A 22,242-nucleotide genomic window follows, 5' to 3' on the forward strand; every position below is an offset into this window, starting at 1 on the left:
GTTCGGCCCTGTGCCGTCCGCGCGTCCTTTCAGATGGAGCCGGGGTGCGCGCAAGCGGTGCCGGATCAGGCCATGACCGTTCAAACCAGCAAGCGTCCCGCGGCGATACGCGTGGTGATCCCGTTCGTGTTCCGGCACTGGCTCGAACAGCCCGCCCGCGCCAGCGTTGTTGCCGGCGGTTTGCTGGGCGCGACTGCCGCCGACCTGTTCATGCCGCTGTTCTCCGGCCATCTGGTCGATGCGCTGACGCAAGGCGCGTCTGATCCCGCTGCGCGCCGCGCGGCGATGATCGCCTTTGGCGGTATCGTGGCGCTGGGCGCGCTGTCGATGGTGCTGCGGCTGATCGGGCTGCAGGCGATCGTGCCGTTCACGCTGAAGATCATGTCCGACGTGTCGCGCGACGCCTTCATGCGGGTGCAGCGCTTCTCGACCGACTGGCACGCCAACTCATTTGCCGGCTCGACCGTGCGCAAGATCACCCGCGGCATGTGGGCGCTCGATCTGCTCAACGACACCATCCTGATGGCGCTGGCGCCGTCGCTGACGGTGCTGTTGGGCTCGATGATCCTGCTCGGGTTGCACTGGCCCTCGCTCGGGGCGGTCATTGCGGTCGGCACGGTGATCTATGTCGCGATGACGATCGCGTTCTCGATGAATTACATCGCCCCGGCCGCGCGCGTCTCCAACGCCTGGGACACCAAGGTCGGCGGCACGCTGGCGGATGCCCTGACCTGCAACGCGGTGGTGAAATCCTTTGGCGCGGAAGCGCGTGAGGACGAGCGGCTGGCCGGCGTCATCGGGCGCTGGCGCACGCGCGTGCGGCGGACCTGGATACGCTACAACTACACCTCGACGGCGCAGCTCGCGGTGCTGCTGTGCTTTCGCACGTCCGTGATCGGCGGCGCGATCCTGCTGTGGATCGCGGGCCGCGCCACGCCGGGCGACGTCACCTATGTCTTGACCAGCTACTACATCATCCATGCGTACCTGCGCGACGTCGGCATGCACATCAACAATCTGCAGCGTTCGGTGAACGATATGGAGGAGCTGGTCGCGATCCATGCCGAGCCGATCGGCATAGCGGACGCGACCGATGCCAGGCCGATCGACATCCAGGGCGGCCGCATCGTGTTCGACGCTGTGACGTTCCATTACGGCGGACATCGCGATCCCTTGTATGACGGCCTGTCGGTGGACATCCGCGCCGGCGAGCGCGTCGGCCTGGTCGGCCGTTCCGGCTCGGGCAAGACGACGTTCGTCAAACTGGTCCAGCGGCTCCACGACATCGGCGGCGGCAAGATCCTGATCGACGGTCAGGATATCGCCAAGGCGACGCAGCATTCGCTGCGCAGCCAGATCGCGATCGTGCAGCAGGAGCCGATCCTGTTTCACCGCTCGCTGGCCGAGAACATCGCCTATGGCAGGCCCGGCGCCAGCATGGCGGCGGTCGAGCAGGCGGCGCGGCTCGCCAATGCGCACGAGTTCATCCTGCGGCTGCCGAAGGGTTACGGCACGTTGGTCGGTGAACGCGGCGTCAAGCTGTCGGGCGGCGAGCGTCAGCGCGTCGCGCTGGCGCGGGCGTTCCTGGCTGACGCGCCGGTGCTGATCCTGGACGAGGCGACCTCCAGCCTCGACTCGGAGTCCGAAGGCCTGATCCAGCAGGCGATGGAGCGGCTGATGAAAGGCCGCACCTCGATCGTGATCGCGCACCGGCTGTCGACGGTACGCAGCCTCGACCGGATCCTGGTGTTCGATCGCGGCAAGATCGTCGAGCAGGGCACCCACGCGATGCTGACGGCGCGCGCGGGGGGCATCTATCGCGGGCTGTTCGAGCGGCAGGCGACGGAGTTCGGTCGCATTACGGCGGCGGAGTAAATGACATTGCGGCGCGCGGACCCCGGATGTTCCGAGGCCGCGTGCAGGAGCGTTTTGAAGCGAAGTGGCTACCGGTTCGCGTAAAGAAAGCGCGTCAATACAAAAAGATGGAGCCCCGTTCCGATTCAATCGGAACGGGCTCGAGGGGCGGATTTGAAATGAAAGATCTTACGCAGGGCTCGATCGTGAGCCACATCCTGAGCATGGCGCCACCGATCGTCGCCGGCATGGTCACCATCATGATCTGCCAGCTCGTCGATCTGTATTTCGTCGCCGGGCTTGGCGAAGCGGCCATCGCGGGCGTGGCGGCGGCGGGCAATTTGGGATTTCTCATCAACGGTCCGATGCAGGTGCTCGGCGTCGGCACCGTCGCGCTCATTGCGCAGGCCGTGGGCCGCAAGGACCGGGCAGACGCCAATCTGGTGTTCAACCAGTCGCTCGGCCTGGCAGCCGTGTGCGGGTTGCTGACCTGGGTTGTGGGATCCGCACTCGCCGGCGGTTACATGCGCATGGTTGCGGCCGATGAGGCCACCGTCGAGGCCGGTACGACGTATCTGCTCTGGTTGATGCCCGCACTGGCGCTGCAATTCTTCGGGCAGGTGATGGGGGCGGCGCTGCGCGGCACGGGAATCGTGCGGCCCAGCATGATCGTGCAGGTGCTCGCGGTGATCATCAATATTGCGCTGGCGCCGGTCCTGATCTCCGGCTGGGGCACCGGCATTGCGCTCGGCGTCGCGGGCGCAGGCCTTGCGACTTCAATTGCGGTGCTGATCGGCGCGCTGATGCTGTGGATGTATTTTCGAAGACTGGAGCGCTATGTCGGCCTCGATCTCGCGCAACTGCGTCCGCAGGCCCGGCACTGGAAGCGCATCCTCAATGTCGGTCTGCCGGCCGGCGGCGAGTTTGCGATCATATTCCTCTGGATGGGCGTGATCTATTATGCGTTACGCGACTTTGGCGCGGCGGCGCAGGCTGGATTTGGCATCGGGACGCGTGTGCTCGGCCTCATCCAGATGCCGGCACTGGCGATTGCGCTCGCCGCCGGACCGATTGCCGGGCAGAACTTCGGCGCCGGCAACGCCGCACGCGTGAAGGAAACCTTCGCCAAGGCGGCGGTGATCGCCACCGTGGTGATGATCGTTTTCACGATCCTGGCGCAATGCTGGCCCGGGCTGCTGCTCGGCGGCTTCGCGAGCGACGGTCAGACGATAGCGGTCGCCGTCGTGTTCCTGCAATTGGTCTCGCTCAATCTCGTCGCGCAGGGATTGAACTTCGTGTGCTCCAGCATGTTCCAGGGATTGGGCAACACCAAACCGGTGCTGCTGAGTTCCGGCGCACGTTTGATCACCTACGCCTTGCCCGTGCTCTGGCTGTCTGCAAGGCCAGGGTTTCGCATCGAGTACGCGTGGTACATATCGAACCTGACGACGACGCTGCAAGCCGCATTGAGTTTGTGGTTGCTGCATCTGGAGTTCAGGAAACGCCTGGCGCCGCTCAAGTCGGCGTTGCCGGCGGCGTGATCCCTGGAACTGATGTCAGCTCCGAACGATCCGGCGCTTTGCGCCCGCGCGTGCGCGTCGAGATCGCGACGGTTGCGACCACGCCGGCGGCGAACAGCACGATCTGCGGTGTGATGGTCTCGTCGTTGAAAATCGCCGCGAGTGCAAACACCACAAAGGGCTGCAGCAATTGCACCTGCGACACCCGCGCGATGCCGCCCATTGCCATGCCGGCGTTCCAGGCAAAGAAGCCGATCCACTGCGAGAACAGCGCGACGTAAAGCAGCCCGAGCCACGGTTTCAAGGGGATGTGGGTGATGTCGGCCGGCATCGTCAGCGCCGCGGCCGGGATCGAGAGCGGCAACGCGATCACCAGCACCCAGCTGATGACTTCCCAGCCCGGCATCTGCGCGGTGAGCCGGCCGGAGAAGGCGTAGCCGATGCCGGCGACGACGACCGCCGCAAGCAGGAACAGATCGCCGGCCGACAGTTCACCGCCGCCTTGCCGCAGCGCAAAGGCAATCACCAATGCTGCGCCCGCGAACGAGGCGATCCAGAACAGCGGCCGCGGCCGTTCATGGGTGATCATGACCGCGACCAGGGCGGTCGCGATCGGCATGATCCCGAACACCACGCCGCCATGCGAGGCGTCGACGGTCTGCACCCCCACCGACATCAGGAACGGGAACAGGATGGCGACGCAGATCATGGTGATCACCAGTTGCGGCCACAGCGCGCGCGGTGGCAACGGACGGCGCAGGATCAGAAGCAGTACCAGCGAACACAGTCCGGCAATCACAGTGCGCAGCGAGGTCAGTGCAATCGGATCAATTGCCGACACCGCGATCCGCGTCGCCGGCAGCGTACCGCCGAAGATCAGCACGCCGATGAAACCCAGCAACAGACCGAGGTGCGCGCGCGAAAAAGTTGGAGAGGTCATGATGCGACTGGTTAGCTGTTTTGCAGGCCAGCGTACAGCAATCTACTCGGAGCACATGGCCGCCATGCGCCGCTACGTCGGAGCAATGCTGCTCCACACCAGTGCGAGCCCGGACAGAAACAGCAAGCCGAGCACAATGTCGTAGAAATTGCGGTCGCTCAGGGCCTGATAGGTCCGCGCGCCGATCCGTGCACCGATCAGCGTGCCCGGCAGCGCCAGCAGCGCGAGCCAGAACACTTCCGTCTTGACGAAGCCGCTGATGATTTGCAGCAGCAGGGCGGCGCCGAGCACGCTGCCGTTGAAGATCTGGAATACGCCGCGGCGCTGATCCTTGGTCCAGCCACGCACGCTGGCCCACAGGGTCGGCAGCGGGCCGGACAGCCCGGCGAGGCCGCCAAGGATGCCGCCGGCAAATCCGACGGCAGCGTCCGCCGGCTTGCCGCCGAAGGCGAACGCCATCGGCTTGCGGACGAAAAACAGCGCGGCCGGAAACACCAGCAGCATCACTCCGACGCTCAATTTGAATATTTGCGGCTCGGCCTGCGCCACCAGCAGCGCGCCGATCGGCATGCCGGCCAGCCCGCCGATGACGAACGGCGCGGCCAGTTTGAAGTCGAGAACCTTCCACATCGTCGGCAGCGTCGAGATCTGCGAGCTGACCGAGCAGATCAGCACCAATGGTACGGCCAGCGAAGGCGGCAGCACATAAAGCCAGATCCCCAGCGCCATCAGCGCTGTTCCGAAACCGGCAAGGCCGGACACGAAGCCCCCGGCAAGCGCGCCAAAAAGCAACAGCGCGTAAGTGGACGTTTCCAATTTTTTCTTCCCCCGTCATTCCGGGATGGTCCGAAGGACCGGACCCGGAATCTCGAGATTCCGGGTTCGATGCTGCGCATCGCCCCGGAATGACGTTGTTGAATTTGCCACGACATTTACACGACGCCGCCAGCGGGTACTATCGCAATTCAAGCCCTCAACAATAACTTCATGGAAACGCCCCCGATGAGCTCAACCTCTGCAAAGACCTTCCTTGTCTGTCACGGCGCGTGGTCGGCGGGCTGGGCGTGGAAGAAGATGCACCCGCTGATGCGCGCCGCCGGGCATCGGCTGGTGACGCCGAGCTACACCGGGCTTGGCGAGCGCGCGCATCTGGCAAACCCCTCGATCGATCTCGAAACCCATATCGAGGACATGCTCAATGTCATCAAATACGAGGATCTGCGCGACATCGTGCTGGTCGGCCACAGCTATGGCGGTATGGTCGCGACCGGCGTCGCCGACCGCGCCCGCGACCGCATCGCGCAGCTGATCTATGTCGACGCCTTCGTGCCGGAAGACGGACAGTCGCTGTTCGACATCAACGAACCGGGCCGGCAGCCGATGCTGGATGGGGCGAAGAAGGGGGATGGCTGGCGCATCCCGCCGATGACGTCGCCACCGGACACCGCAGCTGAAGATGTCGAATGGCTGGCTGCGCGCCGCGCTCCGATGCCGGTCAAATGCTTCGAGACCAGACTCAAGCTGCACGGCGGCAGGCTGACGCTGCCGCGAAGCTATATCTACGCCACCCGCTTCCCGCCGGCCGACACGTTCGGTCCGTTTGCGAGGAAGACAAAGAGCGATCCGGCGTGGCGCTATTTCGAGATCGATGCCAGCCACGCGCCGAACGTCACCGCACCGGAAGCGCTGATGGCACTGCTGGAGAAGATCGCCACGCAAAAATAACGGGAGGTCAGAGCCATGGCGGCCAGGGCGACGGCAGTCATCGAGAAGTGGTCAACCAGCGTGGTCGAACCGGAGCGGCGGCTGGACTACTGGATCGGCGCCGTCTGCGAATGCTTTCTCGAGATGGACGTCACGACGCCGGTCAGGTCGGGCTTCGACTGCTCGGTTCAGCGCGGGCAACTGGACACCATCGGCGTCAATCGCGTTGAGGGCTCGGCGCAGCACGTCTACCGCAGGAAAGCCAGCCTCGGGCGCAGTGCGTCGAACTACTACTACCTCCTCTGCAAGACCGACAACGACTGGACAGTCATGCAAAACGGCCATCGGTCGATCATGCAGCCGCACGATCTCGTGTTGCTGGACTCCCGGCGCTGCTACGAATTCAACTTCCCGGTGACCTCGAATACGCTGTCGCTGGAGTTGCCGATCGCCTGGGTCGAATCGTGGATCGTCGATCCGGAACGGCGCATCGGACAGCGGATCGACGGGCGTGCCGGCTGGGGCGCTGCGCTCAGCGCCTTTGCCTGCCAGTTGACGCCCCAACTCGCGGTCGACCGGCCACTGCCGGCGCGGGTTCTGACCGACCAGCTCGGGGCGCTGCTGGCGCTGGCGTTCGGCAGCGAGATTCCGGCCACGCCGTCCGAGCAGCGCGATGCCACGCAGCTTCTGGATCAGATCGGCCGTGCCATCCGGCTGCTCTACGCCGAGCCGGGTTTGACCGCTGTGACCGTCGCGGCGCATCTGCGTGTCTCCGAGCGCACGCTTCATCGCTGTCTCAACAAGTCAGGGCTGACGTTCAGCGGGCTGCTCAACGACTGCCGCATGGCGGCCGCACGCAGGATGCTGAGCGAGCCGAGGTTCGATCACATCGGTGTCGGTGGAATCGGGCTACGGGTCGGCCTGTCCGATCCGTCTCACTTCATCCGTCAATGCCGCCGATACCTCGGCATGACGCCGGGCGCGTTCCGGCGGCAGCGCTGACCCGGGATGGTAATGGCCTTGGCGTAAATCGGCGATGATGGTGGCTTAATCCGGCCATCCGGCATAATCTGACGGGCCTATCAAATCCACTTCCATAAACGGGGGAGACGGAAATGGCAGGCCTTTACGTCCTTGTACACGGCGCGTGGCACACCGGCGCCGAAATGGATGCCGTCGCCGGACACTTGCGCAAATACGGCCATGCCGTGCATTGCCCGACGGTTGCCGGCAACAACGCGGGCGACGATCGCGACAAGATCGGGCTGGAACAGGCGATCGCGTCGGTTACCAGCTACATCGAAACCAACAATCTGCGGGATATTTGGCTGGTGGGCCACAGCTATGGGGGAATGCTGATTTCAGGCGTTGCCGATCGGCTGACGGATCGCATCAAGCGTCTCGTCTACGTCAATGCATTCGTGCCACTGGACGGCCAGTGCCTCAACGACATGGTGCCGCCGCACTATGTCGGGCTGTTCGATGCGGTGGCGGCCGCCAACAAGAACGCGGTCATGCTGCCGTTTGAAATCTGGCGCGATGCGTTCATCAACGACGCCGACCTCGAACTGGCAAAGTCTGCGTACGCCAAACTCAACCCGCATCCCTACAAGACATTCACCGACAAGATCGCGCTGAAGCGTCCGCTGGCGGAACTGCCGGTCGGCAAATCCTACGTCAACTGCCGCCAGGATATCGCCCTTCCGCACAGCCTGCCGTGGCATCCACGGTTGTCGGAGCGCCTCGGCCTGTTTCGCCTCGTCGAGTGCGACGGCAGCCATGAGATGTTCTTCAGCAACCCGGCGCGGCTGGCCCAGGCGATCGAGGAGGCGGCGCGCGATTGAGCTGCCGGAGCGCGCGCTCCTGAAAATGGCGAGGGGTCCGGCGCGTTACGCCGAACCCCTCATTCTCTTCTTCAGTAAGACGCGTTTTCTTCACGCGAACCGGAATCCACTTCGCTCGAAAACGCTTTAGAGCATCAGCCGGCCTGTAAGCCGGGTTTTGTAGGGCACCACTCACTTTCGCGAGTGATACGTGACGGCCATTCCTCTGGGACCATGTTTGCACATGGCCTCGAGCAACCTACCCGGACGGCGAGCCTGACATCGCCCTGCGGCGTTTTCGCTTTCGCGAACTGCCCGCGGTGCCGTCCCTATTCGGTTTTGCTCCCGGTGTGGTTTGCCATGCCGGTTCCGTTGCCGGACCCGCGGTGCGCTCTTACCGCACCTTTTCACCCTTGCCCCCTCCTGAGGAGAGGGCGGTTCGTTCTCTGTGGCACTTTCCCTGGGGTCACCCCCGCCGGACGTTATCCGGCACCGTATGTCGATGGAGCCCGGACTTTCCTCTCCCGCAGCCTTTCGACCGTAGCGGGAGCGGCCGTCCGGCCGACTGACCCCTTACGCATGGGGGCTGGGTGGCGTGGCGTCAAGCCACGAAACGGAGCAAAATAAACTATCCTGAAGATGTCGTTTCGCGTCCGGCCCGTTCGACCGGGTGTCGGCAAACCCGCCGATCAAGAAGGAGTAGCGCGATGCAATATCTGTTGTTGATCTATCAGAATGAGGCTGAGCTCGGCAAAATGGACGCCGCGGGGCGCAAGGAAATGACGGCGGAATACGGCGCGTATACCCAATCCATCGTTCAGAGCGGCCATTTCAAGGCTGGCGACGGCTTGCAGCCGACGACGACCGCGACCACGGTACGGGTTCGCGACGGCAAGATGCTGACCACGGATGGTCCATTCGCGGAGACGCGCGAACAGCTTGCCGGCTATTACCTTGTCGAGGCCAAGGATCTAGACACGGCGCTCGGCATCGCCGCGCGCATTCCCGGCGCCAAGACGGGGTCGGTCGAGGTGCGGCCGATCATGATTTATGACTAGGTGTCTCGTCATTCCGGGGCGCGAAGCGAACTACGATGTGCAATCGCACATCGGAGAATCTCGAGATTCCGGGACTGGTCCTTCGGACCATCCCGGAATGACGGTGGCTGATAACAGGACGACATGACCCCTACCGAGATCGAAAAAATCTTCCGCGACGAGGCGGGCAGGGCGCTGGCGACCCTGATCCGCCTCGTCGGCGATTTCGATCTCGCCGAGGATGCCCTGCAGGACGCCTTCGCGGTGGCGCTGGAGCGCTGGTCCGTCGCCGGAATGCCGTCCAATCCGCGGGCCTGGCTGGTCAATGTCGGGCGCAACAAGGCGATCGATCGCGTCCGCCGCAACGTCGCGTTTCGCGGCAAGCAGCAGGAGCTGACGCGCGAGATCCTGCTCAATGCGTCGGCGCCTGACGAGGCCGCCGACAACGTGCTCGACGACGACATGCTGCGGCTGATCTTCACCTGCTGCCATCCGTCCTTTGCAATGGAAGTGCAGGTGGCGCTGACGCTGCGCACCGTGTGCGGGCTCTCGACAGCGCAGGTGGCGCGGGCGTTTCTCGCAAGCGAAGACGCGATGGCGCAGCGGCTGGTGCGCGCCAAGCAGAAAATCCGCCTCGCCGGCATCGCCTACGAAGTGCCGGAACGCGAAGCACTGGAGCCGCGCCTGCGCGGCGTGCTCGCGGTGATCTATCTGGTCTTCACCGAAGGCTATGTCGCGACCTCGGGCGAAGATCTGATGCGGCCTGATCTGGCCCGCGAAGCGATCCGGCTGGCGCGGCTGCTCGACGCGCTGACGCCCGGCCGCGGCGAGATCAAGGGATTGCTGGCGCTGATGTTGCTGCATGATTCCCGGCGCGCCGGCCGCGAGACCGCGGGCGGCGACATCGTGCTCTTGGAAGAGCAGGACCGGTCGCTGTGGGATCAGGCCCAGATCGCGGAGGGCTTGAAGCTGGTCGACGAGGCGTTGCGGATGCCGGGGCGGCCGCAATCCTATGCGGTGCAGGCCGCGATCGCAGCGCTGCACGCGCGTGCGCCGAATTATAACGACACCGACTGGCCGCAGATCGCCGGCCTCTATGAGGTGCTGCTGCGGATCAGCCCATCGCCGGTGATCGAACTCAACCATGCCGCCGCGGTGTCGATGGTCGATGGACCGGCGCGGGCGCTCGACCTGATCGATGCGCTGGAGGCGCGCGGCGGGTTGAAAGGGTATGAGTTGCTGCCGGCCGTCCGCGCCGATCTGCTGCGCCGCCTCGGCCGGCGTGATGCGGCGCGGGAAGCCTATCAGGCAGCCACATCAGCGACGCAACTGGAGCCGTTGCGGCGGCTTTATGCACGGCGGATGGCAGAGCTGGACCGCGATGCCGGCGCGAAGGCCTAGGCGAGATTCATCGCGATCGGGATAAATCAGACTCCCTTGTCCGTTGGGTTGGCAACCGCGTCTTTTAACGGAGGCGTCATCGGGAAATTCAGATTCACGTTCTTGGGCGGAATCGGGTTCATGAACCATTTCGCATAGAGTTCGCCAAACTGATTGCTTTTCATCATGGCGACCAGCGTCTTGTCGATCAACGCTTTGAACTCCGGATCGTCCTTGCGGATAATCAGCCCGTACGGCTCGGTGCGGAGGCTGTCGTCGATAATGCGCCAGTTGTCCGGATCAGGGCTGTTGGCGATCAGGCTGGCGAGCAGAATGTCGTCCATGATGAAGGCCTCGCTGCGGCCCGTCGTCAGCGCGAGGAACGACCCGGCATGATCACCCGACAGGATGTTCTTGGTCTGGAAATTTTTCTCCTGACCACGCGCCGTCAGCAGGGCAATTGACGTTGAACCTGACGTCAGGGAGACCGGCTTGCCGTTCAGGTCTTCGAAGGTTTTGATCGCAGCGTCCTTTTTCACCACGGCACGAATGCTCGAGACGAAGATGGTGTTGCTGAAGGCCACGACTTTCTGCCGTTCAAGCGTGTTGGTTGCGGGACCGCAAACGATATCGATCGTGCCGTTTTGAATGAGCGGAATTTGAGTGGCAAGCTGGATCGGCTGAAGCTTCGTCTGAATGGCAGGAAGCTTGAGTTCGCTTTTCACCGCATCGACTATCCGTCCGCAAAGATCCATCGCGAACCCGATCGGCTTCTGATTGTCGTCGAGGTACGAAAACGGGATCGAAACGTCCCGGTGCCCGAGCCGGATTTCGCCAGTGTCTTTGATTTTGGCCAGCGTTCCGCCGGGCGACTGCGCATGCGCAGGGACGGCGACCGCGGTCGCCAGGATCAACGAATAAAACAGTCCTTTCATGGACTTACTCCCTTTTCAACTGACCGGTTGTTCCTGGATATGATTGGGCTGGATTTTATACATATGGATTGTATAATATACAAACTGATTTTATACATAGCCGCGCGATCGGATGTCGCGGTCTGCAGCAAGCGCCGAGAAAGCCGAATGGGACCTGGAGTATCCGCAAAGAGCCGAGGGACCGGGGGGCATGGGTCCACGCCGGATGCCGTGCGCGAGGCGCTGAGGCTCGCGATCAGCCTGGGCGAGTTTGCGCCCGGATTTCAGCTCAGGCAGGACGAGTTGGCGGAACGGTTCGGAACCAGCCGTATTCCCGTGAGAGAAGCGCTCAAGCAGTTGGAGGCCGAGGGATTCGTTACGTTCCTGCCCAATCGCGGCGCCGTCGTATCCGATATGTCGATCGACGAGGTTGTGGAACTGCTCGAGATTCGCATCGCACTTGAATGTCATGCGTTGCGCCTTGCTATCCCGGCCATGGGAGAGGTTGATCTCGACGATGCCAACAAGATCCTCCGGTCGTACGACAAAGAGCCCGATCCGGAAAAGTGGGGCGCATTCAACTGGAGATTCCACGAAACGCTCTACGCGCCGTGCAACCGGCCGCGCCTGCTTGCGATGATCGAAGCAAATTATGGTCATGTGAGCCGTTTTACGCGGGCTCTGGTGTCACGAGCGACCGGCAAGGAGCGCCCGCAGCGCGAGCACTACCAGTTGCTCGAATTGTGTCGCGCCGGCGAGATTGAAAAGGCGGTTCGGCTTTTGCGCGAGCACATCGTGCAGACGCAGAAAACGCTGAGGTCGGCACAACGTCACGCTTCACGGGATGCAAGTCCGGAAAGCTGATTTGATCCACCGCCTCAACGCCCGCGCGCCCTGATCGCGTTGCCGGCGGAAGCCAGCCTGGAGAAAGAATGAAATGAACGCCCGCAAAGCCGATATCGTCGTGATCGGCGCAGGTATCGTCGGCATCGCCTGCGCTTATTATCTGGCAAGGAGCCGTCCCGGCTTGCGGATCGTGGTCGTCGACCAGAATGCACCCATGAGCCTGACCTCGGCAGCTTCGGGTGAAAACTACCGCAACTGGTGGCCGCATCCGATCATGACGGCATTCACCGACTACAGCATCGATCTGCTCGAGGAAATCGCCCGTCGGCACGACAACCGCGTCCGTATTACCCGCCGGGGCTATGCACTGGCCACGCGTCAGGCGAAGCCGGACCGATTGTTGGAGGAGCTCCATACAGGTTACGGGCCGGAAGGTGCGCGCCGGATACGCGTGCATGGCGCAGCGTCGCCTTCGTCCTACATACCGGCGGTCTCGGAGGATTGGCAGGATGCGCCCGAAGGTGTCGACGTACTTCAAAACCCGGAACTGATCCGTCGCCATTTTCCAACGTTTGATCCTGAGGTCTCCACCGTTCTGCACGTCCGCCGCGCCGGAGATATCAGCGGGCAGCAGCTTGGTAGTCTGATGCTGGAGGAAGTCCGAGCAGCCGGAGGCGCAGTGAGCCGTGCGCGCGTCACCGAAATCGTTCGGCAAGATGGTGGCTTCGCCCTGAAGATGCGTGGCGACGAAGGCGAGCAGGCACTGCATGCCGGGATAATCGTCAACGCCGCCGGCCCGTACGTCGCCGACATCGCGCGAATGCTGGGGGAAGAACTCCCGGTCGAGAACGTATTTCACCAGAAGATTGCGTTCGCCGACAACCTCGGCGCAATCGATCGACGAATGCCGTTCTCGATCGATCTGGACGGGCAGACGATCGACTGGACCAGTCAGGAGCGGCAGCTTCTCGAGGAGGATGGCGCAACGGCCTGGCTCGCCCGCCCGATGCCGGGCGGAATTCACTGCCGCCCGGAAGGCGGCGATCACGGAAAATGGATCAAGCTCGGCTGGGCTTATAATCGGCAGCCGTCAGAACCGCAGGACGATCTCCCGACGGATCCCAACTTTCCGGATATCGTTCTGAGAGGCGCGAGCAGGCTGAACCCGCGCGTGAAGCAATATTACGGCCGGCTGCCACGGCAGATTACGCATTACGGCGGCTATTACACCATGACCAAAGAGAATTGGCCGCTGATCGGGCCGATGAAAACCAAAGGCGTCTTCGTCGCCGGTGCGCTTTCCGGTTTCGGAACGATGGCGGCCTGCGCCACGGGCGCGCTTTGCGCGAGTTGGGTTCAAGGCGCACAGCGGCCCGAGTTTGCGGAGCGTCTCAGCCTGTCACGCTACGACGACGAGAACTTCATACGTCAGCTGCGGGACAGCGCGGGGACCGGTGTGCTCTAGCTACTGCGCCGCGACCTGCGTCGGCGTCGCATCGGCCGGCAACGTGGCCAGCAGCGCGTGCAGCGTGCTCATGGTCGAATGATCGGCGATGCCGTCGACGCGGGCCGGGCGGAAGTGGCGCTGGAACGCGGTGACCACTTCCATGGTCGGGCCGTCGTACTTGCCGTGGTTCGGCACGTTGTAACCGTACCGGGCCAGGGCAGTCTGGAGGCCCGCGACATCGTCGCTGATGCTGCCGAGCTTGAGCGTTTCGCCGCGCACGACGGGCGCCGGCTGCACCCAATGGCCGACGCCGGAATTGGCCAGCGAATGCCACGGGAATTTCTCGCCGGGATCCTTTTTGCGCGCAGGCGCGACGTCGGAATGCGCGAGCACGCGATGCGGCGGCACGTTGCGGCGGAGCATGATGCCGCGGCACAGCGCGATCACGGCGGCGACCTGGCGCAGCGGGAAATCCGGATAGCCCCAGTCGTGGCCGCGATTGATGATCTCGACCCCGATCGAACAGGAATTGATGTCTTCTTCGCCGGCCCAGAACGACACGCCGGCATGCCAGGCGCGCTTGCTCTCGGGCACGGATTGCACGATGCGGCCGTCTTCCAGCACGATGTAATGCGCCGATACGTCGGTTCCCGCGGTGCAGAGCTGGGCGATTGCGCCTTCCACATCCGGCATGCCGGTGTAGTGCAGCAGGATCATGTCGGGCAGGCGCCCCTTGTTGCGGTCGCCATAGTTCGCCGACGGGATCACGTCGGAGGCAATCGAGGAATCCGGGGTAAAAGTCTTCATGTCCGCGATGGCCCTGGGAACGGGAAGGGCGCGTTGACGCTTCGAATCAATACCAGCAGACGTGAACGAACCAGCAGCCATTATATGAGCTCAAACCGGGCAGGAGAACGACAACCCGCAAATTTTACAAAATAACGATCTTTACTATTCCTTTACCAAGTCATCCGCGCAATCCGGCAGCCGCGCCCGGTCTCGCATTTTGACCGAGTGTGTGCGGCGGGCATCACTGGCTTCGCCGGGTGAGCCCGGGCATCACTGGCTTCGCCAGGTGAGCCGAGAGCCGGGGCATTCACTGGCTGCGCCAGTGAGCCGGGACATCACCGGCTTGAGAGTAGCTACAAAGCGCGTAAAAGCCGTGGCCGATCATCAACGCTTTCTTAACGCTAAGTGCCGTTACTAAGTGTTGATGGGCCGAACCGGTTTTGGGGACGGCCGAGGCCCTCTTTCACGCTCGAAAAGCCATGGCAGCCCAGCAAATTCCGTCCGGAAAACAGGGTTTGCGGGCGGGGGCGGGAAACAGCCATCGCGCCTCGCAGCGGTTTTTTGGCCGGAACAGCCCGGCAAAGCGCAGGGATTTGAGGCGCAATGGGCCGGTTGGCGTCCAGTTACCGTATCGTACGTTGGAATACGCTGAAGGCCGGCGGATGACCCCGGCTGCCCCCCGCCATATCTCCGTTCTCGGCCGCGAGGCGGTCGAGATGCTTGGCCCCCGCGCCGGCGGCATCTATGTCGACGCCACCTTCGGCGCCGGCGGCTACAGCCGGATGATCCTGGAAACCGCTGGAACCCGGGTGATCGGCATCGACCGCGACCGGTCGGCGATTACTGGCGGGTTCGATCTGGTCGACCAGGCGGATGGCCGGCTGACGCTGGTCGAGGACCGGTTTTCCAATCTCGCCGAGGTCTGTACCGCGCAGGGCGTTGATGCCGTCGACGGCGTCGTGATGGACGTCGGGGTCTCCTCGATGCAGCTCGATCAGGCCGAGCGCGGCTTTTCGTTCCGGCTCGGTGGCCCGCTCGACATGCGGATGGGCCATGACGGCCCGACCGCGGCGGACGTGGTCGCGAAAGCCTCCGAAGCCGATCTTGCCAACATCATCTACATCTTCGGCGAGGAGCGTCACTCCCGCGGCGTCGCGCGCGCCATCGTCGCCGCCCGCAAGGAAGCGCCGATCACGACCACGAAGGCGCTCGCCGACATCGTCGGCAAGGTGGTCCGCTCCAAGCCGAACGAAATTCATCCGGCGACGCGGACGTTCCAGGGCTTGCGGATTTTCGTCAACGCGGAACTCGACGAACTGCATCTGGCGCTGTCGGCGGCGGAACGCGTGTTGAAGCCGGGCGGCCGGCTGGTCGTGGTGTCGTTTCACTCGCTGGAAGACCGCATCGTCAAGGATTTCCTTAACCAGCGCGGCAAGTCCGGCGGCGGATCGCGGCATCTGCCCGAGGTCGCGCAGGCCGCTTCGAGTTTCCAGATTCTGACCAAGCGTCCGGTCACGCCCAATGAGGCGGAGATATCGGCCAACCCGCGTGCGCGGTCCGCCAAGCTGCGCGCCGCCGAGCGGACCGCGGCGCCGGCGCATGCCGCAGAGGCACTGCCGGCATGGCCGACCATCGACAGCGTCATGCGGGGAGGCTGATCATGCGGATCCTCCACCTCCTCGTGATCGGCATGCTGGTGTTCGCCGCCTCCTATGTCTACCGGATCAAGATGGAATCGACCTCGCGCACCGAGCGCGTGCTGCGGCTGAATGCGGAGATCCGCGAGCAGCGCGACGCCATTGCCGCGCTCCGCGCCGAATGGGCCAAGCTCGACGCGCCGCTGCGGCTGCAGGGCCTTGCCGACCGGCATTTGCCGCTGAAGCCGCTGGTCGCGACGCAATATGACCAGTTGAAGAACCTGCCGGAACGGCCGCCCAGCTTTGCGAGGCCAGGCGCGCCCGATCCAATCGGCGCGATGATCAATACCATCGAGGCTGCCACCGATGCGCCGACCGTGACCGGCTCGGTGCCCGCGCCGGGAGATCAGCAATGACCGATCAGGCGCTTGCCACCACCAGACCTGCAAAGCCTGCCGAACCCTGGCGGCAGCGGCTGATCCGCAGCCTGCTCTACGGGCGCAATGTCGATCGCGCGGCGAAAGCGCGGGCCCGCGTCGGATTTGCCGTGCTGGCGTTCGCATTGGTGTACGCCATTATTGCCGGACGCCTCGTCATGTTTGCGATCGGCGCCGACAGCCACAGTGCGGCGCGCACCGGTTCGCGGGACGCGATCGCGACCGCGCGGCCCGACATCGTCGATCGTAACGGCGAGATACTGGCGACCGACGTCAAGTCGCCGAGCCTGTTCGGCGAACCGCGCCGCATCATCGACAAGGACGAGGCGATCGAGCTTCTGACCGCGACATTGCCCGATCTCGACACGACAGAGGTCCGCGAGCGGTTGTCGTCGCGCAAGGGCTTTGTGTGGCTGAAGCGCGAGATCACGTCGAAGCAGCAGCAGGCCATTCATCGCCTCGGTATTCCCGGCATCGGCTTCCTGCGCGAGAACAAGCGCGTCTATCCGACCGGTGCGTCGGTCGCCCATCTGATCGGTCTGGTCAATATCGACAACCAGGGCATCGCCGGGATGGAGAAATGGCTCGACAATAACGGGCTGGCCGACCTTCACCGCGCGGGCTTCGCCACCGATCGCCTGCAGAAGCCGGTGGAACTGTCGATCGATCTGCGCGTCGAGCATGCGCTGCGCGACGAACTGATGAAGGCGAAGGAAAAGTACAAGGCCAAGGCTGCCTCCGGCCTCGTCTCCAACGTCAGGACCGGCGAGATCGTCGCGCTGGTGTCGTTGCCGGATTTCGACCCGAACAACCCGAAAGAGGCGCACGACCCCGAGCGGATCAACCGCCTGACCACGGGCGTGTTCGAGATGGGCTCGACCTTCAAGGCGCTGACGCTGGCGATGGCGCTGGATTCCGGCAAGGCCAACCTCAACACGCTGTACGACGGGCGAGGTGCGCTGAAATACGGCAAATTCACCATCCACGATACGCATCCCGTCGGCCGCTCGATCACGCTGTCGGAAGTATTCACGTTTTCCTCGAACGTCGGCGCGGCCAAGATCGCGCTGGGGCAGGGCGTCGAGGCGCACAAGGCGTTCCTGAAAAAGCTCGGCCAGTTGGACCGGCTGCGCACCGAACTGCCGGAAAGCACGTCGCCGATCGTGCCGAAGCGCTGGGGTGAACTCAACACCATCACCATTGCCTTCGGCCACGGCATGGCGGTGGCGCCGCTGCAGGCGGTGATGGGCATCAACGCGGTCGTCAACGGCGGCTATCTTATCCCGCCGACCTTCCTCAAGCGCTCGGAGGAAGAAGCGAGGGCGATCGGCAAGAAGGTGCTCAAGACCGAAACGTCGGACAAGATGCGCTATCTGATGCGGCTGAACGCCGAGATCGGAACCGCCAAGAAGGCCGACGTGAAGGGCTATTACATCGGCGGCAAGACCGGCACCTCGGAAAAAGTGGTCAATGGCCGCTATTCCAAGAAGCAGGTGCTCAATTCCTTCACCGCAATCTTCCCGGCCGACAACCCGCAATATCAGCTGCTGATCATGCTGGACGAGCCCAAGGCGCTGCCGGAAACCCATGGTTTCATCACCTCGGGCTGGAACACGGTGCCGACCGGCGGCAAGGTGATCGCCCGAATCGGACCGCTTTTGGGCGTCGAACCGCGCTTCGATCTGCCGACGTCGGATCGCCTCATTCTTGCGGCATCGAAGACAACCCAGTAAGGCGTAAGATCACGCAGCACCTTTGCTGCGCCGGACTGGAAGACCATGAGACTTCGCGACCTCTTCAGCAGTGATGCCGCGATCGAGCCGCAGGCGGAAGCGATCGACGTGAAGGGCCTGGCGGTGGACAGCCGCGCGGTGAAGCCGGGCGATTTGTTCTTCGCGCTCGCCGGCAGCAAGACCGATGGTTCGCGCTTTGTCGATTCAGCCATCGCCGCAGGCGCGGTCGCGATCGCGGGTGATCACCCCACAAGCGATCGCGTGCCGTTTGTCACGACGCCAAATCCGCGCCGTGCGCTGGCGCTGGCGGCGGCACGATTTTATCCAAAGCAACCTCAGACAATCGCGGCCGTCACCGGCACGAGTGGAAAAACTTCGGTGGCTGCGTTCGCGCGCCAGATCTGGCAGCGGCTCGGCCACGCCTCCGCCAGCATCGGCACCATCGGCCTGGTGTCGCCCAAGCGCACCGTCTACGGCTCACTGACGACGCCGGACCCGATCGCGCTGCATCGCCAGCTCGACGAGATCGCCGGCGACGGCGTCACGCATCTTGCCTTTGAAGCCTCGTCGCACGGGCTGGACCAATACAGGCTCGATGGCGTGCGCATCGCCGCCGGCGGTTTTACCAATTTGACGCGCGACCACATGGATTATCATCCTGATGTCGCGCATTACCTTGGCGCCAAGCTGCGGCTGTTCCGCGATCTCGTCGTGGCCGATGGGGCCGCCGTGATCTCGGCCGATCATGATTGCTCACTGGAGGTGATCGACGCCGCGCGCGAACGGAAACTGCGGATTATCGCCATCGGCCGCAACGCTGATGGTGCGGACGGGGGCATCCGTCTGGTCGATGCTGTCGTCGATGGCTTTGCGCAGAAGCTGACGCTCGAGCATCGCGGACGCAGGCACATGATCAAGCTGCCGCTGGTCGGCGAATTCCAGATCGAGAATGCGCTGGTCGCGGCCGGGCTGGCGATCGGCACCGGCAGTGAAGCCGCGGCGGTGCTAGCCGGCCTCGAACATCTCGAAGGCGCCAAGGGCCGGCTGGAACAGGTCGGCGAGCATAATGGCGCGCCGATCTTCGTCGACTACGCGCACAAGCCGGACGCGCTGGCAAAGGCGCTGCAGGCGCTGCGGCCTTATGCGAAGCGCAAGCTGGTCGTGGTGGTCGGCTGCGGCGGCGACCGTGACGCCGGCAAGCGTCCGCTGATGGGCGCGATCGCGGCCGAGAACGCCGACGGTGTCATCGTCACCGACGACAATCCGCGCAGCGAGAATCCGGCCAGAATCCGCGCAGCCATTCTGGACGCCGCCAGGGGCGCCGCTGATATCGGTGACCGGGCGGAAGCCATCAAGGCCGGGATTACGGCGTTGCAGCCGGGCGACGCGCTGTTGATCGCCGGCAAGGGCCACGAGACCGGCCAGATCGTCGGCGACAAGACGCTACCGTTCAGTGATCACGACGCGGTGGCGGCCGCACTTGCAAAGAGGACTACATGAGCGCTGCGCCTTTGTGGACGATTGCCGAAGCAGCAAAAGCGTTAGGGCTTTCCGGAACATTTCCGGATACGGCGATCGATTTCGTCACGCAGGACAGCCGATTGGTAAAACCCGGATGCCTGTTCGTGGCGCTCAGCGGCACGCCGAGCGGCGGCTTCATTTCCAGCTTCGCCAGCGCGCGCGACGGCTGGGAATTCGCCGACAAGGCGGAAGCCGCCGGCGCGGTGGCGATGATCGTGCCGCACAGGATCGAAGGCGTGCGTGTTCCGCAGCTGATCGTCAAGGATACGCTGATCGACGGTCTCTGGGGTTTGGCGCGCGCGGCGCGGGCGCGGTTCAAGGGCCCGGTGATCGGCCTCACCGGCAGCGCCGGCAAGACCAGCACCAAGGAATATCTCGCCGCCTATCCGAACGCCTATGCCAGCCCGAGCAGTTTCAATAATTTCTGGGGTGTGCCGCTGACGCTGTGCAATGCCAGCCCGAGCGCCTCGTTGTGGGTGGTGGAAATGGGCATGAACCAGACCGGCGAAATCGCGCGGCTCAGCGAGCTGACGCGGCCGACCGTGGCGCTGGTGGTCAACGTCCAGCCGGTGCATCTGGAAAAGCTCGGCAGCCTGGAGGCGATCCGGCGCGAGAAGGTGAGCATCGCGCAAGGCCTGCCAAAAGATGGCGTGCTGGTGCTGCCGACCGACGTCGAAGCGCCGGAATGGAACGGCAAGCTTGTCCGCTTCGGCAGTGGCTCGGAAGTGCATGAGTTGAAACACAGCCCTCATGGCGAAAGCTGGGACGTCTCGGTGCAGGTCGGCGGCAAACAGGTCGCGTTCGACCTGACGCCAGGCGCGCCGCATCGTCTGCAGAACGCGCTGGCCGCGCTGGCATCGGTCCATGCCGCCAGCCTCGATGAAGCGGCGCTGGCCAAAGAGCTCGGCAAGGTCGGCATCATGACCGGGCGCGGTGTGGAGCAGACCGCCGCCGGCGTCACCGTGATCGACGACAGTTTTAACGGCAATCCGGCCAGCATGGTCGCGGCGCTCGACAGCCTGAAGGCGCGGCCGGTCAAGTCAGGCCGGCGTATCGCCATCATGGGCGACATGCTGGAGCTCGGCCCCGACGCGCCGGCCTATCATGTCAAGCTGGCCAGGGATCTGCCCGGCATCGACGGCGTCTATTGTGTCGGCCCGCTGATGCGCCATCTGTACGACCTGCTGCCGGCCAATAGCGCCCTCGGCTGGCACGACGACCCCGCTACGCTCGAGCCGCAGAAAATCGCCGCATTGTTGCAAAGCGGTGACGTCGTGGTGGTCAAGGGCAGCAAAAAGATGTTCTGGGTCAACAAGTTTGTGCCCAAGCTGCTGGCCGCCTTACAGGCAAAAGCGTAAACTGGCCGGGCTGACCCACCCGTGATTTCCGTGGTGATTCGCTGACGCGCCGCCGCGATCGTGACCAAGATTTGCTTGGTTTGAGGATGAAAACGATTGTCAACGCGCTCCCAATGCGCTTACCCGGCAAGACGGCGCAACCAGGCCGCAATAGGGCATATTGAATGTTTTACTGGCTGATCGAGCTTTCCAACACCGTCCCTGCTTTCGCCTTTTTGCGTGGCCTCTTGAACGTCTTCCGCTACATCACCTTCCGCACCGGCGGGGCGATGGTGACGGGCGCGCTGTTCGTGTTCCTGTTCGGCCCCTGGATCATCGATCACTTAAGGCTGCGGCAGGGCAAGGGCCAGCCGATCCGCACCGATGGTCCGGCGTCGCACATCATCGCCAAGAAGGGCACGCCGACGATGGGCGGGCTGATGATCCTGTCCGGCCTCGTCGTCTCGACGCTGCTGTGGGCCAACCCGCTCAATCCCTATGTCTGGATCGTGCTCGCGGTGACGCTCGGCTTCGGCTTTGTCGGCTTTTACGACGACTATCTGAAGGTGACGAAACAGACCCATAGCGGTTTTGCCGGCAAGTTTCGTCTCGCCATCGAAGGCGTGATCGCGCTGATCGCCTGTTACGCGCTGGTGCGGCTCGGGCGCGACGTGACCTCGACGTCGCTGGCGATCCCTTTCCTGAAGGACATGGTGTTCAATTTCGGTTGGTTCTTCGTGATCTTCGGCGCCTTCGTCATCGTCGGCGCCGGCAACGCGGTCAACCTGACCGACGGCCTCGACGGTCTGGCGATCGTCCCCGTGATGATCGCCGCCGCCAGTTTCGGCATGATCGCCTATCTGACCGGCAACGCGGTGTTCTCCGACTATCTGCAGATCAGATACGTCGCCGGCACCGGCGAACTTGCGGTGCTGTGCGGCGCGGTGCTCGGCGCCGGATTGGGATTCCTGTGGTTCAACGCGCCGCCGGCCTCGATCTTCATGGGCGATACCGGCTCGCTCGCGCTCGGCGGCATGCTGGGCGCGACCGCGGTTGCGGTCAAACACGAGATCGTGCTGGCCGTGATCGGCGGCCTGTTCGTGCTGGAAGCGGTTTCCGTGATCGTGCAGGTGGTGTCGTTCAAGCTGACCGGCAAACGCGTATTCCGGATGGCGCCGCTGCATCATCATTTCGAGCAGAAGGGCTGGACCGAACCGCAGATCGTGATCCGGTTCTGGATCATCTCGGTGATGCTGGCGCTGGCCGGCCTCTCCACGCTGAAGCTGCGGTGATCATGTTGATCTCCCATCACAGTCATTCCGG

Annotated in this window: 19 protein-coding genes and 1 other RNA gene; 15 read left to right on the forward strand and 5 right to left on the reverse strand. The window is 63.7% G+C overall.

The features are described 5' to 3' along the window. The first annotated feature begins 72 nt into the window (after positions 1-72). Positions 73-1,875: an ABC transporter ATP-binding protein gene (locus JQ567_RS14360; RefSeq protein WP_212439416.1), complete on the forward strand. Its 1,803-nt coding sequence runs from the start codon at positions 73-75 to the stop codon at positions 1,873-1,875. Positions 1,876-2,033: 158 nt separating this feature from the next. Continuing rightward, positions 2,034-3,395, forward strand: a complete 1,362-nt coding sequence (locus JQ567_RS14365; protein ID WP_212439417.1) for an MATE family efflux transporter — start codon at positions 2,034-2,036, stop codon at positions 3,393-3,395. Here JQ567_RS14365 and JQ567_RS14370 read toward each other — a convergent pair. Together JQ567_RS14370 and JQ567_RS14375 are read right to left on the reverse strand one after the other, a co-directional pair. Then, on the reverse strand, positions 3,370-4,314 hold the full coding sequence (locus JQ567_RS14370) for a DMT family transporter (protein ID WP_212439418.1): 945 nt from the start codon (positions 4,312-4,314) through the stop codon (positions 3,370-3,372). The genes JQ567_RS14365 and JQ567_RS14370 overlap by 26 nt on opposite strands. Positions 4,315-4,386: 72 nt before the next feature. Then, positions 4,387-5,130 carry a sulfite exporter TauE/SafE family protein gene (locus JQ567_RS14375; protein ID WP_212439419.1) on the reverse strand — a complete coding sequence of 248 codons (744 nt, stop codon included), beginning with the start codon at positions 5,128-5,130 and terminating at the stop codon, positions 4,387-4,389. A gap of 171 nt (positions 5,131-5,301) precedes the next feature. Between JQ567_RS14375 and JQ567_RS14380 the strand changes: the two genes are divergently transcribed. The 3 genes from JQ567_RS14380 (at position 5,302) to JQ567_RS14390 (ending at position 7,862) form a co-directional block, all read left to right on the forward strand. Further along, positions 5,302-6,039: an alpha/beta fold hydrolase gene (locus tag JQ567_RS14380; protein ID WP_212439420.1), complete on the forward strand. Its 738-nt coding sequence runs from the start codon at positions 5,302-5,304 to the stop codon at positions 6,037-6,039. Positions 6,040-6,054: 15 nt separating this feature from the next. Then, positions 6,055-7,020, forward strand: coding sequence for an AraC family transcriptional regulator (locus tag JQ567_RS14385; protein WP_212439421.1), 966 nt, complete (start codon positions 6,055-6,057; stop codon positions 7,018-7,020). Between the two features lie 113 nt (positions 7,021-7,133). After that, positions 7,134-7,862 (forward strand): alpha/beta fold hydrolase, encoded by a 729-nt coding sequence (locus JQ567_RS14390; protein WP_212439422.1) that lies wholly within the window; start codon positions 7,134-7,136, stop codon positions 7,860-7,862. A gap of 130 nt (positions 7,863-7,992) precedes the next feature. Here the strand turns inward: JQ567_RS14390 and rnpB are convergent. Beyond that, positions 7,993-8,410: RNase P RNA component class A (gene rnpB / locus JQ567_RS14395), an RNA gene on the reverse strand. A gap of 138 nt (positions 8,411-8,548) precedes the next feature. Here rnpB and JQ567_RS14400 point away from each other — a divergent pair. Both JQ567_RS14400 and JQ567_RS14405 read left to right on the forward strand, forming a co-directional pair. Further along, the gene (locus tag JQ567_RS14400; protein WP_212439423.1) at positions 8,549-8,899 is read left to right on the forward strand and encodes a YciI family protein; all 351 of its coding nucleotides are present in this window, start codon (positions 8,549-8,551) and stop codon (positions 8,897-8,899) included. A 123-nt stretch (positions 8,900-9,022) separates the two neighbouring features. Beyond that, positions 9,023-10,279 (forward strand): RNA polymerase sigma factor, encoded by a 1,257-nt coding sequence (locus JQ567_RS14405; RefSeq protein WP_212439424.1) that lies wholly within the window; start codon positions 9,023-9,025, stop codon positions 10,277-10,279. A gap of 26 nt (positions 10,280-10,305) precedes the next feature. On the opposite strand, the gene JQ567_RS14410 is transcribed toward JQ567_RS14405, so the two are convergent. After that, positions 10,306-11,172, reverse strand: coding sequence for a transporter substrate-binding domain-containing protein (locus tag JQ567_RS14410; RefSeq protein WP_249165462.1), 867 nt, complete (start codon positions 11,170-11,172; stop codon positions 10,306-10,308). Between the two features lie 231 nt (positions 11,173-11,403). On the opposite strand from JQ567_RS14410, the gene JQ567_RS14415 reads away from it, so the two are divergent. Together JQ567_RS14415 and JQ567_RS14420 are read left to right on the forward strand one after the other, a co-directional pair. After that, positions 11,404-12,036 carry a GntR family transcriptional regulator gene (locus JQ567_RS14415; protein WP_312017398.1) on the forward strand — a complete coding sequence of 211 codons (633 nt, stop codon included), beginning with the start codon at positions 11,404-11,406 and terminating at the stop codon, positions 12,034-12,036. A gap of 73 nt (positions 12,037-12,109) precedes the next feature. Next, the gene (locus JQ567_RS14420; RefSeq protein ID WP_212439427.1) at positions 12,110-13,483 is read left to right on the forward strand and encodes an FAD-binding oxidoreductase; all 1,374 of its coding nucleotides are present in this window, start codon (positions 12,110-12,112) and stop codon (positions 13,481-13,483) included. Here JQ567_RS14420 and JQ567_RS14425 read toward each other — a convergent pair whose 3' ends face one another. Then, positions 13,484-14,353 carry an N-acetylmuramoyl-L-alanine amidase gene (locus tag JQ567_RS14425; protein WP_212439428.1) on the reverse strand — a complete coding sequence of 290 codons (870 nt, stop codon included), beginning with the start codon at positions 14,351-14,353 and terminating at the stop codon, positions 13,484-13,486. It abuts the gene before it with no gap. Between the two features lie 563 nt (positions 14,354-14,916). Between JQ567_RS14425 and rsmH the strand changes: the two genes are divergently transcribed. The 6 genes from rsmH (at position 14,917) to mraY (ending at position 22,211) form a co-directional block, all read left to right on the forward strand. Then, positions 14,917-15,912 carry a 16S rRNA (cytosine(1402)-N(4))-methyltransferase RsmH gene (gene rsmH / locus JQ567_RS14430; RefSeq protein ID WP_212439429.1) on the forward strand — a complete coding sequence of 332 codons (996 nt, stop codon included), beginning with the start codon at positions 14,917-14,919 and terminating at the stop codon, positions 15,910-15,912. Between the two features lie 2 nt (positions 15,913-15,914). Beyond that, the gene (locus tag JQ567_RS14435) at positions 15,915-16,307 is read left to right on the forward strand and encodes a hypothetical protein (RefSeq protein WP_212439430.1); all 393 of its coding nucleotides are present in this window, start codon (positions 15,915-15,917) and stop codon (positions 16,305-16,307) included. Next, complete coding sequence (locus JQ567_RS14440; protein WP_212439431.1) at positions 16,304-18,061, forward strand: penicillin-binding protein 2; 1,758 nt, start codon at positions 16,304-16,306, stop codon at positions 18,059-18,061. Before JQ567_RS14435 ends, JQ567_RS14440 begins: the two co-directional genes overlap by 4 nt. Before the next feature lie 45 nt (positions 18,062-18,106). Further along, the gene (locus JQ567_RS14445; protein ID WP_212439432.1) at positions 18,107-19,561 is read left to right on the forward strand and encodes a UDP-N-acetylmuramoyl-L-alanyl-D-glutamate--2,6-diaminopimelate ligase; all 1,455 of its coding nucleotides are present in this window, start codon (positions 18,107-18,109) and stop codon (positions 19,559-19,561) included. Further along, complete coding sequence (gene murF, locus JQ567_RS14450; RefSeq protein ID WP_212439433.1) at positions 19,558-20,940, forward strand: UDP-N-acetylmuramoyl-tripeptide--D-alanyl-D-alanine ligase; 1,383 nt, start codon at positions 19,558-19,560, stop codon at positions 20,938-20,940. The genes JQ567_RS14445 and murF overlap by 4 nt, the downstream gene beginning before the upstream one ends. 164 nt (positions 20,941-21,104) lie before the next feature. After that, entirely contained in the window at positions 21,105-22,211 is a 1,107-nt protein-coding gene (gene mraY / locus JQ567_RS14455; protein WP_212033787.1) for a phospho-N-acetylmuramoyl-pentapeptide-transferase, read from the forward strand. Positions 22,212-22,242: the final 31 nt, after the last annotated feature.

The organism is Bradyrhizobium sp. AUGA SZCCT0431 (genome assembly GCF_018131065.1).
Taxonomy (GTDB): domain Bacteria; phylum Pseudomonadota; class Alphaproteobacteria; order Rhizobiales; family Xanthobacteraceae; genus Bradyrhizobium.

What these genes read in the sequence shown, in the direction of transcription:
- JQ567_RS14360 (WP_212439416.1), top strand. Translation starts at nt 73, where the DNA reads ATGACCGTTCAAACCAGCAAGCGTCCCGCGGCGATACGCGTGGTGATC.
- JQ567_RS14365 (WP_212439417.1), top strand. Translation starts at nt 2,034, where the DNA reads ATGAAAGATCTTACGCAGGGCTCGATCGTGAGCCACATCCTGAGCATG.
- JQ567_RS14370 (WP_212439418.1), bottom strand. Translation starts at nt 4,314, where the DNA reads ATGACCTCTCCAACTTTTTCGCGCGCGCACCTCGGTCTGTTGCTGGGT.
- JQ567_RS14380 (WP_212439420.1), top strand. Translation starts at nt 5,302, where the DNA reads ATGGAAACGCCCCCGATGAGCTCAACCTCTGCAAAGACCTTCCTTGTC.
- JQ567_RS14385 (WP_212439421.1), top strand. Translation starts at nt 6,055, where the DNA reads ATGGCGGCCAGGGCGACGGCAGTCATCGAGAAGTGGTCAACCAGCGTG.
- JQ567_RS14390 (WP_212439422.1), top strand. Translation starts at nt 7,134, where the DNA reads ATGGCAGGCCTTTACGTCCTTGTACACGGCGCGTGGCACACCGGCGCC.
- JQ567_RS14400 (WP_212439423.1), top strand. Translation starts at nt 8,549, where the DNA reads ATGCAATATCTGTTGTTGATCTATCAGAATGAGGCTGAGCTCGGCAAA.
- JQ567_RS14405 (WP_212439424.1), top strand. Translation starts at nt 9,023, where the DNA reads ATGACCCCTACCGAGATCGAAAAAATCTTCCGCGACGAGGCGGGCAGG.
- JQ567_RS14420 (WP_212439427.1), top strand. Translation starts at nt 12,110, where the DNA reads ATGAACGCCCGCAAAGCCGATATCGTCGTGATCGGCGCAGGTATCGTC.
- JQ567_RS14425 (WP_212439428.1), bottom strand. Translation starts at nt 14,353, where the DNA reads ATGGCTGCTGGTTCGTTCACGTCTGCTGGTATTGATTCGAAGCGTCAA.
- rsmH (WP_212439429.1), top strand. Translation starts at nt 14,917, where the DNA reads ATGACCCCGGCTGCCCCCCGCCATATCTCCGTTCTCGGCCGCGAGGCG.
- JQ567_RS14435 (WP_212439430.1), top strand. Translation starts at nt 15,915, where the DNA reads ATGCGGATCCTCCACCTCCTCGTGATCGGCATGCTGGTGTTCGCCGCC.
- JQ567_RS14440 (WP_212439431.1), top strand. Translation starts at nt 16,304, where the DNA reads ATGACCGATCAGGCGCTTGCCACCACCAGACCTGCAAAGCCTGCCGAA.
- JQ567_RS14445 (WP_212439432.1), top strand. Translation starts at nt 18,107, where the DNA reads ATGAGACTTCGCGACCTCTTCAGCAGTGATGCCGCGATCGAGCCGCAG.
- murF (WP_212439433.1), top strand. Translation starts at nt 19,558, where the DNA reads ATGAGCGCTGCGCCTTTGTGGACGATTGCCGAAGCAGCAAAAGCGTTA.
- mraY (WP_212033787.1), top strand. Translation starts at nt 21,105, where the DNA reads ATGTTTTACTGGCTGATCGAGCTTTCCAACACCGTCCCTGCTTTCGCC.